This window comes from Bacillus cereus group sp. RP43 (assembly GCF_040459645.1).
Taxonomy (GTDB): Bacteria; Bacillota; Bacilli; order Bacillales; family Bacillaceae_G; genus Bacillus_A; species Bacillus_A mycoides_C.
On record NZ_JARVHQ010000001.1, the window covers coordinates 3,368,904 to 3,381,171 of the forward strand.

Below are 12,268 nucleotides of genomic sequence, written 5' to 3' on the forward strand. Positions count from 1 at the left end.
CACCCCTATCTATTTAAATGACTTTTTGAGCAAAATCATAAACCAAACGAGCCCGACACTTATAATAACATGAGCTAATCCAGTCATATGGCTTAAACCGTTAAAGTCTGTTCCATTTACTTGTAAAATACCTCTAAATACCATTGTAGCGATTGTAAAAATTAATCCTGCATTATAAACAATAAACCACGCGCGAAAGCTTTTTGTTTCTTGTACTTGAAACACTTTAAATAAAGCTAATGCAACCAAAAAGAATATGAATCCTAATACTAATACATGTGTATGCACTAGCTGTAGCATAGTGGATCCTTTAATTCCTTGCGCTTTCGTATACTCTCTTGCAAATACTCCTGATAATAAACCAATTATTAAGTAAATGAATGCTGCATTATATAATTTCTTCATCATATTCCTCCTGCTGTAAACTTTCCATATTCGATGCAATCATTTTACGCAAAGTTTATGAACGGAATATGAACGGAATATTACATTCTATTTTTGAAAATAAAAAAGCCATTCCACAACTATTCATTGCGGAATGGCCTTTTAACTTATTTTAAATCTTCAATTGAGAAAGCACCTGGCAGTAACTGTTCCACAGTCACTTCTTTTTCATCACCTTTTACATTCGTTAATAATACAGGCATTTTCGGATCACAAAATTCAGCAATAACTTGTCTACAAGCACCACATGGTGAAATCGGTCCCTCAGTTTCTCCTGTAATGACTAAGTAACTAAAGTCGCGCTCACCTTCTGATACTGCTTTAAAGATTGCTGTTCTTTCTGCACAGTTACATAAACCGTAAGAAGCATTTTCTATATTACAACCAGTATAGATTTTACCTTCTTTCGTAACTAATGCTGCGCCAACAGGAAATTTAGAATACGGAATATACGCTTTCGATAACATCTTATTTGCTTCTTCAATATATTTTTTCTTATCCATATTATTTCCCCCTCAAAGTAAATGTAATGATGATTAGTCAGTAATAACTGTATGAACTAATTTAGGAGCCACTGCTGTTTCAGCGATAGAAATGTTCTCATAAATTTTAGCTTTTACATCTTCTACATTTTCGCGATTTGCATAAATCGTTACGAACGGCTCGCCTTCTTTTACTGCATCGCCAACTTTTTTACGTAACATTAATCCTACCGCTAAATCAATTTCATCTTCTTTTGTCGCACGACCTGCACCTAATAACATAGCTGCAATACCGATTTCATCTGCAACAATGTTTGAAATCACACCTGAAGTTTTAGCAGGTACATCAATTACATACTTCGCCTGTGGCATTTTTTCTGGATTATCTACAATTGAGCTGTCTCCGCCTTGGTTGCTTAAGAACTCTTTAAACTTCTCAGTTGCTTTTCCATTTTTCATAACTTCAATTAACATTTCACGAGCTTCTTCTAACGTATTTGCTTTTTTCGCAAGTACGACCATTTGGCTTCCTAATACAAGTACTAATTCTGTTAAATCTTCTGGCCCTTCACCTTTTAACGTATCAATTGCTTCTTTCACTTCTAGGGCGTTACCAATTGCAAAACCAAGTGGTTGTGACATATCTGAAATAACAGCCATCGTTTGACGTCCTACATTATTTCCGATACGTACCATTGCATGTGCTAATTCTTTTGCATCTTCTTCTGTTTTCATAAATGCGCCAGCACCTGTTTTTACATCAAGTACGATTGCGTCAGCACCAGCTGCAATTTTCTTACTCATAATTGAACTTGCGATTAAAGGAATTGAATTTACTGTTCCTGTTACATCACGTAATGCATAGATTTTTTTATCAGCAGGTGTTAAGTTTCCTGTTTGTCCGATTACAGCTACTTTGTCACGATTTACAATATCAATGAACTGCTCTTTCGTAATTTCAACGTGGAATCCTTCTACCGCTTCTAATTTGTCAATTGTTCCGCCCGTATGTCCTAAACCACGACCTGACATTTTTGCTACTGGTACATCTAAAGCAGCAACTAATGGTCCTAATACTAATGTTGTTGTATCACCAACACCGCCAGTTGAATGCTTATCTACTTTAATGCCCTCAATTGCTGATAAGTCTATTGTTTCTCCAGACTCAACCATTGCCATTGTTAAATCTGCACGTTCACGATCTGTCATATCTTTAAAGAAAATTGCCATTGCAAGTGCACTCACTTGATAATCAGGAATACTTCCGTCTGTATATCCGTTAATAAAGAAATTAATTTCTTCAGTCGTTAATTCTTTTCCATCACGTTTTTTCGCAATAATATCTACCATTCTCATTACAATCACCATTCCTTTTTATATTATATGAATCTGTTAAAATAACAAGCCAACGATTGTTGCTGATAAGAAACTTACTAACGTTGCACCGAAAAGTAATTTCAAACCAAATCTTGCGACTACATTCCCTTGTTTTTCATTTAAGCTCTTAACTGCCCCAGCAATAATTCCAATTGAAGAGAAGTTTGCAAATGATACTAAGAATACAGATATAATCGCTGTCGTTCTATCTGAGAAATTAAAGTTTCCTTGTGCTAAATCTGTCATAGCGACAAATTCATTCGATACTAATTTTGTTGCCATAATATTTCCGGCGTTAACTGCTTCATGCCAAGGAACACCCATAATAAATGCAAATGGTGCAAATACATAGCCAAGAATTTCTTGGAATGAGATACCGATTACACCTTTAAATACTGCATTAATGAATGCGATAAGAGCAACGAAACCAATTAACATAGCTGCTACCGTAATCGCAACTTTAAATCCATCTATAATGTATTCTCCTAATACTTCAAAGAAGGTCTTTTTCTCTTCTTCTTGTACTTCTAACATGTCCTCTTCTTCAGTAACTTCGTACGGGTTAATGATAGAAGCAATAATGAAACCACCGAATAAGTTAAGCACTAAAGCGGTTACAACATATTGCGGTTTTAATAACACCATATATGATCCAACGATAGACATAGAAACTGTAGACATTGCAGATGCACATAATGTATACATTCTTTTTTCTGGCAATAATCCTAATTGTTTCTTAACTGAAATAAACACTTCAGATTGTCCTAAAATCGCAGAAGCTACCGCGTTATATGATTCTAGTTTCCCCATTCCATTTACTTTACTTAATGCTATACCGATAGATTTCACAATAATGGGTAACACTTTAATATGTTGCAAAATACCTATTAAAGCTGATATAAATACGATTGGCATTAATACACTTAAAAAGAATGAAAACTCTTTTTGATTTACTAATCCACCAAATACGAAATTCACACCATCAGCGGCATATTTTAATAATTCTCCAAAACCATCTGCTATTCCGCTAATTAATACATTCCCTACACTTGTATTTAATAATAAAAATCCCAAAATGAATTGTAATATAACCATCGTTATGATTGGGCGATATTTGACTTTCTTTCTATCATTACTAGCAAGCCAAGCGATACCTAAAATCAATACGAGGCCAAAAACACCGATTAAGTATTTCATAAGCCGTCTCCTCCCATTCGTATCCGCTTACATTTTTTTCAATTGTTAAAGCAATAGATACACTATACGTTGTGTATCTATTGCTCTTTACTTCATTAGTGATTAGTAGTTATCTGTAGCACCTTTTGCATCGTTTAAAACGATTGCAACACTAGCACTTGCTCCAACGCGAGAGGCTCCAGCCTCTACCATTTTGTCTGCATCTTCACGTGTACGAACGCCACCAGATGCTTTTACACCAACGTTTGGCCCAACTGTTTTGCGCATTAATGCGATATCTTCAGCAGTTGCTCCGCCAGTTGAGAATCCAGTTGAAGTTTTTACGAAATCAGCACCAGCTTTTACTGATAATTCACAAGCACGAACTTTTTCTTCGTCTGTTAGAAGGCAAGTTTCAATGATTACTTTTACAAGAGCTTTTCCTTTTGCTGCTTGTACTACTTCATAAATATCTTTTTCAACGAACTCATTGTCGCCATCTTTTAAAGCACCTACGTTGATTACCATATCAACTTCAGTTGCACCTTTTGCGATAGCATCTTTTGTTTCGAATGCTTTTGTTTCAGTAGTGCTTGCTCCTAATGGGAAACCGATTACAGTACAAACGTCTACATCATGTCCAGCTAATTCTTCAGCAGCTAGCTTTACCCATGTAGGATTAATACAAACTGAAGCAAATTTGTATTGCTTTGCCTCTTCGATTACTTTCATAACATCTTCTTTAGTAGAATTTGGTTTTAAAATTGTATGGTCAATTAACTTTGCAATGTTCATTATCTTCACTCCTCATATCTTTTAACAACTTCATTCTAACTCTTAGTTGAACAAATGTAAATACACTTTTGAAATTTTGTTCACTCTTTTCCGAAAGGAATTTTCTTATAATAACTGAAACGCATTCTACTGAGAAACAATTCATATACATCACAAGTTGAAATCAAAATTTTTATGTTAACACTGGTAGTATGTATCTCAATATCCATAATTATTTTTAAAAAGGAAATTTGTGTTCCAAGAAGGACTCTTATAATTTATACATAACAAAATAAAAGGCTTTCTCAAAATATTAATTTTGAGAAAGCCTTTTATTTCTAATCTTTTTGATAATGTAACAATTCTTTCGCCGTATGCTGATCTATAATTAATACATTTGCATACCCGCCACGTAACGCACCATCAATTGCTTTTATTTTTCTCTTACCACCTGCAACTAAAATAGAACGTTTCTTTAACTTCAATTCTTCTAGCTCAATTCCAATTGTGCGCTTATTAATTTCTTCGCTACTAATATTACCGTCTCCATCAAAGAAACGTGAACAAATATCACCGACCGATTGTTTTTTCAGTAAGCTCGTTTCATCTTTATCTAAATATCCTAATCGGAATAATAACGCTTCATCACGCACTGTTCCGACAGTGAAAATTGCAATATTTGCTTGTTTTCCCATTTCGATAATGTGATGAATATGTCTATCTTGCTCCACTAATTCTTTTGTCACCGCATTATCAAATATAACTGGAAGGGGTAGATTTCTTGGCGTCGTTTGAAAAGCATCTGCAAATAAAGCAATCGTCTCATTCGCATATGTATTTACACTTGAGTGACTAATGCCACCTTTTAATTGGACAACCTCTACGCCTTTTACATGTTGCGGTACGATTTTCCTAGCGATTTCATACATCGTCATTCCCCAGCTTACACCAACGATATCACCAGTTTTCACTGTCTTTTCCATATACTCAGCAGCATACTTACTAATATACTCCGTAATCGTTGCATATTCTGGAACTGGAGAAAACACAACATGTGCCTCTAACAAGTTGTACTTTTCTTTAAGTAAATTCCCAACGTTATCTAAATCAGCAAACGGATCGGCTATGCTAATTTGAACAAATCCTTTTTCTTTTGCGTACTTTAATAATCTAGAGATCGTCGGTCTTGAAATATTTAATTTGTTAGCAATTTCTTGCTGACTATAATCTGATTGATAATATAATCTTGCAACTTCAACGCTTAACTGTTGTTTATCTTTTTCCATAGTAACTTATTACAAACCCTTTCCTGTATTTCCCTTTCGTTACAAGCATTATACAGCTTTATGCAAGAAATTTCGACTACCGAATTTTATCCACCTAAACTTCTATTCCACTTAGTATATACAATGAAACTTTATTGTGTAACTTCATAAACTCAATACAGATGATCTTGAAGCAGATAAAGTGAAACTTTAATCAGTGGGGTTTTGTCCATCCCCCACTGATTATTAGCCCTCACCAATCGGGCTTTTACGGGCAGCCCGACTCCCACCTAAATCCCCCGCATTCGCCAAATTTTGAGGGGGAGTCTTACTGCCCGCAAATAGCGGGATAAATCGATTCATATTCAATTCATTCTTTTTGTTCTTTCTGTAGTAACGATAACAAAACCCTTCAATAACAAACATTAAATATTGTTTATGGAACTTCCTTAACGTACGGTAAAACCAAGTTTTTTAACATAGAAATTCCTTAGCGTACGAAATTCACGTTTTGATGGCGAGACCCCATAGCCATCAAGCTAAAGTTTTAATGTACCCCCAAAATAAAAATTTTCTTTCACTACAGTTAATTACTTTGAGAAGTCAGCGGATTTTTTCATTTTAGGGGGATTTTGTTTTATTAGCTTGATAGTGATGGGATACAGCCAACATTTTGGAAGTTTTATATGCTAAGCGAATTTTAACCTAAAAAAGTCGAATTCCTGTACGTTAAGTGAAGTGGCATTTCATTCACATAATCCCTATTATCTGAAGTTAATAAAGTCTGTTACACTCTCTTCTTTAAAAACGTTTCCATAATATCCTTCTTGAATCTTTTATAATCAAGCTGAAAAGCTACATTATGCGTTTTATAGCCTGGATTAGTAGCAAAACGAAAGTCTGCAATACTTTGACCAAATCCTTCTCCTTGATCAGGAATTACTTTAATGGGTACTCTTGAAAGGCCAACAGCCTCTTGATTCAGCAAATACCACACTGTTACAAAATCATGCATAGGGCTTCCACTTATACCAGGATTAGACTTAGAGTAGAATTTATAATAATAGTCTAACATAGGTTTGATGATGAGTCCTGCAAGATCCTGTGTATTCCGATGAAATGCATCGATTTGCTGGACCATTTCGGGTGTAACAATCGCATGTTGAGTCACATTTAAAGGAATAATTGTCAAGTTCTTTGCATGCTGCAGAATTAAGTTTGCTGCATAAGGGTCTGAGTAAAAGTTAGCTTCAGCCACAGCAGTTACGTTACCTGGATAGAAAAAAGCTCCCCCCATGCAAATGCATTCTCTTACGTTTCGCATTGTTTCTAAATTCAACACAAAAGTCGTAGCTAGCGAAGAAAGTCTTCCTAAATTGATAATTGTAAGATCTTCTAAATTTGATTCTATAATTTGATAAATATCATTTAAAGGATACACTGGATATGAAATTTCAGGGGGAATGATAGGTCCTAATCCTACTTTTCCATGTACCTCAGGGAAATACTGAATCAATATACCTGTCAGCGGTACAGAAGCCCCAAGGAATACAGGTATCTCTTCTCTTCCCGCAATGTACTTCAAATAGTTAATATTTCTTATTACATTTTCTCTGGATACATTTCCATAATCGGCTACAATTCCTACAAGTTGAATGTCTTTACGAAAAAAGGTGTACAGTATAGCAAACGCATCATCAATCCCCAAATCTGTAAACAGGAGAACCTTTTTTTTCATATCTCTTCCTCCAAAATCTATAGAATCCTACTTTCACTAATGATGTAGTGATCAGACTAAGCTTGTATGTATATATTTTATGTATTCTTAAAGAGTGGATTCTATTCACTTGAAATAGCTTTGCTCATCTAAATTTGATATTATGTTCAAGCGTAAGTTTCTGTTCTTAAGTTCATAGGCATGTTGTGCTATCCCATGCCCATCAACTTAAGAATTTTTTAACATCCCAAAACGAAAAAACAAGTTAAATTCTCATAGATAACTATCTTATAATTAATTATATAATTCATTTTGCAATATAATAATATAAAGATGTTACACTTAAAAGGTGGGATTCAAATTGGTTAAAAATTTACCTTTACTAATAGTTATTTTAATACTAGATGTAAGTTCTTCTACATTAAGTACGAACGGATATTTTTCTCCAGTTATAGTAACATAAATACCCAACAAAAAATCATCTCACCTCTAGAAATCTATAATGGTAGTTTTAGAATAAGTGAATAAGAGAAATAACCACCCTTGATTATTTCTCTTTTCATATACATATTTATTTTTGGAAAAATAACCTAACTCCAAATACTAATAATACTGTGCCAGTAATACCCTCTATTGTACGGTTCACTTTTTCTTTTCTTAAAAAAGTTCTTAATTGACGTATTAGTGAGATATAAAGTAAATACCATATTGCTGTCAAAGTCGTAAATGTGAGTCCTAACAAAAGAAATTGGAAGAGATGACTTTGATTGCTCACAATAAATTGGGGTAGAAAACTTAGGAAAAATACAGCAGTTTTTGGGTTTAAGATTGCCGTGGTAAATCCTTGTCTAAAACTTTTAATCGTTCCAATATCCTTAGAGTTCATTTCCACTGAACCTGACATATCTTCTTTTTTAGACAAGGCACTTTTAATTGACTTTACAGCTAAGTAAATTAAGTAAAAAGCCCCAGCATATTTTATTAATGTAAATAGCATAGCAAATTTCATTAGGATAGCAGAGAGTCCTAGTGTAGCCATTATTGTATGAATCATCATTCCAGATACCGTTCCTAAGATGGTCTTTATCCCACCATTTCTACCATGCGAGATAGTGTTTTTTGTAACTAAGGCAAAACCGGGACCAGGCATTATTATGATTAGGATTGCTGTAAGGATAAATAATAAATAATTTTCCATGTTCTAGTATTTCCTTTCCAATTTTTAGTTTTGCTTATAGTATAGCTTTTTCCCTTAAAAGATTAAATATAAAAAGCGTGATCAGGAGTTTATCGAGGTTATTAGTATCAATTTGACCAAACATTATCCCAAAGTTACATTTATAAAACACACGGCAAATTTATGGGCAAAATTACAAGCTCGGCTCTCACAAAAAACGGGATAAAAAAATAAACAGTGGAACTATTCCACTGTTTATTTCGCCACGCCTTCATGTAATTTTTCTGTATAATCCTTTACATCTTTCCAGCTATCTTTCGCTGTATTTAAATCTTCTTTTATAAACGTAAATTCTTCTGGACTGATTCCTTTTACGTTTTGTAGTAAATTATTATATTTTGCACCTACTGTATACCATTGATTTGATATATTTTGCAAGGCTGTAATTGCTGCATCAATTGTTTCTGTCATGTTTGTTGTTTTATTTTTCACATCCGTCAAAATTGCGACCTCTGCTTGCGCTCCTGAAATTCTATCTTTTAAATTGGCTATTTCTCTTTCTGCATTTGCGATATCTTTTTTCGCAATCGCAATCATCGGTCCGCCAGCAAGACATGTTATTAGCGCTACGCAAAGTACACCACCAGCGATAACCATATCATTACTCTTTTTAATCGAATCGTTATATGTATTTATTTGTTGCTCTAATGCTGGAATACCAGCATTCGTACTCGCCAAAATCGAGGTTAATTGATTCGTATCCTCTTTAAAACTATTTGTGTCTTTCGCCATTCTATCGCGAAAAGCTTTCAAATTCCCTAATAGTACATCTACCTCATTTTGATTCTTTAAAATATCCGCATACAACTTTTCTAAATCCGCTTTTAATTTACCGCTATCCTTTTGATCAATCGCTGCTAACATGTCATTATAATACGCTTGAAAAGTATTATTGTAATTAATAATGTTTTGATCCGTTTTCATAATTTGAGGCTTCATATTATTTAACCAATACGCCGCATTAATTTTTGCATCTCTTTGGTGCTGAATCATATTTCCTTTAAACTCACTATTAATTGAACTTATTTTACTCAAATCAGTCTCTTGCTGATTTTGAATTAATTTTGCATATGAATCCATTGCGAATATGCTCGATGTCGTTTGCGCCATTACATCTTGGAATCCTGCTGGACCGAGAGAATAATTTTTTGCATTTTCTTGTAATGTTTTTACGTTTTGTTCCGCTGCAAAAGGATGTAAAGGAAGTGCATTACTCGTTGCCACCCCAGCAATCATGATCGTTAAAAGACATTTTTTATAAAATCTTTTCTGCATACTTTTCACCCATTCTCTTTATAAGGATATAAAAAAGCTCCTGCTCACAACTGAACAGGAGCTTCAACTCATTCATCAATACTTAACGCTCTAACGATTCGTATTCGATTATGCTTTTTTCGTATCTACTACTTTAATATCTTCAGCATAGATTTTTTCTGCATAGTCTTTAATGTTCTTCCAGCTATCTTTCGCAATGTTTAAATCTTCTTTAATGAAAACAAGGTCATTTGGACTAATTGAATCTACATTTTGAAGTAAAGAATTGTATTTTGATCCCATTGTGTACCATTGATTTGAAATGTTTTGCAGTGCTGTAATTGCAGTATCGATCGTATTTGTTAAATACTCAGTTTGTGTTTTAATGTTTGTTAATCCTGCTACTTCTAGTTGAGCAGTTGTAACTTGTCCAGTTATTTTTTGAATTTCAGATTGTGCATTATCAAGCTCTTTCTTCGCTAATACGATTCCAGCTGTACCACCACCTACAGCTGCTGCACCACCTGCAATTAATGCGATTCCTAGCGGAGTTCCTGCACCAGTTGCAATAACTACTGCACCACCGATAATTGCAATTGGACCTAACGCTGTAGCAACTGATGAACCGATAATAATTGCATTATATTTACTAATTGCTTCATTGTACGTTGTAATTTGATTTTGCAATAGCGGAATTCCAGCATCTTGACTAGCTAAGATAGATGTAATTTGATTTGCATCTCCCTTGAAGTTTTGCGTATCCGACGTCATTTTATTTCGGAATTTCTTCAAGTCTTCTACTAACTGATCTACTTGTGCTTTATTTTCATTAATACTACTTGATAATCTAGTTAAGCCTTTCGTAAGAGTCGCTTTATCTTTTGCATCTACCGCAGCAACTAAAGTATCATAATAGTTTTGGAACTTCGTATTATAATTAATGATATTTTGATTCGTTGAAATAAGCTGTGGCTTTAATACATCTAACCATTGCTTCGCATTTCCTCTAGCTGTATCTTGGTGCTGAATCACTTTTCCTTTTAAAGCTGCATCAACTGACGATACATTACCAAAGTTAACATTACCTTGTTTAATAATTGTTAAAGCGTACAGATCCATTACTAAAGCATTTGAACCTGTTCTTTCCATTGCATCTTTTAGGCCTTCTGGTCCTAATGAATATTCTTCATAGTCATTATAAGCTTTTGCTACCGCATGAACTGGAGCTTGTTTCACTGTACTTTCAGCTGCATAAGTATGAGCCGGCATAATGTTCCCTGCTGCAAATACTGCCATAAGTGCTGATAGAGCCATTACTTTATAAGGTTTTTTCGTCATTTCTCTTCTCTCCCTATATCGTTAATTATTTTTCTGTTTAATGTACTTCAACGTTTGTAACGTAATCTTCAAATTGATTCGTTTGCTTATTCATTTCATCACTTACTTTTTTGAGTTGATTGAAATGTTTTTGAAGTAAACTACTGTCTGTATACGTGCCTTCTTCAATATTTGTTTGAATTTGGATCATATTATTATTTAAAACTTTCCAATCCGTTAATAACGTTTCTAAAGTTGTAATTTGGCGATCAATTAGTTCTGTAAAGCTACTTACTTGATCTTCAACGAATGTAATTTGAGTCGCCTCTGATTCAGTTTGTGATAACTTTTGAATAAGTGGTAATAGCTCTTTTTGCTTTTGTTGAATACGAAGAGCTGCTTCCCTCGTTTGACTATCTGCAGCATTTACAATTTCATTACTTAAAGTACCGATAGAAACAAAGTCGATCGTTTTCGTTTGTGCAGTTTGATTTGTAATTGTAAATACTTGTTTACCGATATTAATAGAACCTTTAATGATTTCTTGCGGTCTATTCAAAATAGTAGTTAGTTCAGCTTGAATTTCCCCTTGAATTCTTTTAATATCTTCTCTTAATTTCACAATATCCCCATTTGATCCTTGCAATGTTTTTATTGCTTCATCAGCTTTAATGGATAAGTTGTTACTATCTTTATCTAGTACTGTTTTAAATCGATTTAACTCTAATAAATCTTGCTCCATACTCTCTTGGATGCTTTGTACTTGCAATTGTAATTTTCCGTATGCGCTTGTAAAATCTGCTTTTGCCTGTTCATCTTCATTTACTTTTCCTGCTAGTTCATAGAGCTTACTATAATAGCTATTAAATCTAGTACCATATCTCATCATCTCTTGATTTAAGTCGATTAGCTTCGGATTATATTCATCAATCCACTCTCTTACATTCGCTTTTGCAAATTTTTGATGATTCGTCAAACTACTCATAGCGTTTACCTTAATGTCTGGCTGTTGTAAAATAACTAATCCGTATGCTTGTATAAGCGGTGACTGTGATCCTAACATTCTAATTGAATTAGATAATGTATTTGGAGCAATTACATTTTGCGCATATACTGTTTTCACTTCTGTTTGCCCCTCCTTAGCGTAAGCGCTTACAGGAACGAAGCAACTCGTAGATACTGCTGTAACCAATAACCCTGTAATTAAAGTCTTTTTCACTTTAAC

The 12,268-nt window shown here is 34.1% G+C and carries 12 protein-coding genes; all 12 read right to left on the reverse strand.

What is annotated here, in order from left to right; translation table 11 throughout:
* Positions 1–9 precede the first annotated feature (9 nt).
* The 12 genes from QCI75_RS17615 to nheA all read right to left on the reverse strand — a co-directional run bounded on the left by QCI75_RS17615 (position 10) and on the right by nheA (position 12,262).
* Positions 10–405: a DUF2871 domain-containing protein gene (locus tag QCI75_RS17615; protein ID WP_144506020.1), complete on the reverse strand. Its 396-nt coding sequence runs from the start codon at positions 403–405 to the stop codon at positions 10–12.
* Between the two features lie 146 nt (positions 406–551).
* Positions 552–947, reverse strand: coding sequence for a cytidine deaminase (locus tag QCI75_RS17620; protein WP_063217816.1), 396 nt, complete (start codon positions 945–947; stop codon positions 552–554).
* A 33-nt stretch (positions 948–980) separates the two neighbouring features.
* On the reverse strand, positions 981–2,282 hold the full coding sequence (locus QCI75_RS17625; RefSeq protein WP_061654544.1) for a pyrimidine-nucleoside phosphorylase: 1,302 nt from the start codon (positions 2,280–2,282) through the stop codon (positions 981–983).
* Positions 2,283–2,318: 36 nt separating this feature from the next.
* On the reverse strand, positions 2,319–3,500 hold the full coding sequence (locus QCI75_RS17630; RefSeq protein ID WP_144506021.1) for a NupC/NupG family nucleoside CNT transporter: 1,182 nt from the start codon (positions 3,498–3,500) through the stop codon (positions 2,319–2,321).
* A gap of 102 nt (positions 3,501–3,602) precedes the next feature.
* Complete coding sequence (gene deoC / locus QCI75_RS17635; protein WP_002012110.1) at positions 3,603–4,274, reverse strand: deoxyribose-phosphate aldolase; 672 nt, start codon at positions 4,272–4,274, stop codon at positions 3,603–3,605.
* A gap of 317 nt (positions 4,275–4,591) precedes the next feature.
* Positions 4,592–5,539, reverse strand: coding sequence for a DNA-binding transcriptional repressor DeoR (locus tag QCI75_RS17640; RefSeq protein WP_144506022.1), 948 nt, complete (start codon positions 5,537–5,539; stop codon positions 4,592–4,594).
* A gap of 225 nt (positions 5,540–5,764) precedes the next feature.
* Positions 5,765–5,944, reverse strand: a complete 180-nt coding sequence (locus QCI75_RS17645; protein WP_144506023.1) for a hypothetical protein — start codon at positions 5,942–5,944, stop codon at positions 5,765–5,767.
* A 361-nt stretch (positions 5,945–6,305) separates the two neighbouring features.
* Positions 6,306–7,256 (reverse strand): nucleoside hydrolase, encoded by a 951-nt coding sequence (locus tag QCI75_RS17650; RefSeq protein WP_098775600.1) that lies wholly within the window; start codon positions 7,254–7,256, stop codon positions 6,306–6,308.
* Positions 7,257–7,806: 550 nt separating this feature from the next.
* Entirely contained in the window at positions 7,807–8,433 is a 627-nt protein-coding gene (locus QCI75_RS17655) for a LysE family translocator (RefSeq protein WP_144506255.1), read from the reverse strand.
* Between the two features lie 234 nt (positions 8,434–8,667).
* A complete protein-coding gene (gene nheC, locus QCI75_RS17660) occupies positions 8,668–9,747 on the reverse strand; it encodes a non-hemolytic enterotoxin NHE subunit C (protein WP_144506254.1) in 1,080 nt (359 codons plus the stop codon).
* 108 nt (positions 9,748–9,855) lie between these two features.
* Complete coding sequence (gene nheB / locus QCI75_RS17665) at positions 9,856–11,064, reverse strand: non-hemolytic enterotoxin NHE subunit B (RefSeq protein ID WP_144506253.1); 1,209 nt, start codon at positions 11,062–11,064, stop codon at positions 9,856–9,858.
* A gap of 37 nt (positions 11,065–11,101) precedes the next feature.
* A complete protein-coding gene (gene nheA, locus QCI75_RS17670) occupies positions 11,102–12,262 on the reverse strand; it encodes a non-hemolytic enterotoxin NHE subunit A (RefSeq protein WP_353760913.1) in 1,161 nt (386 codons plus the stop codon).
* Between the last annotated feature and the right edge of the window lie 6 nt (positions 12,263–12,268).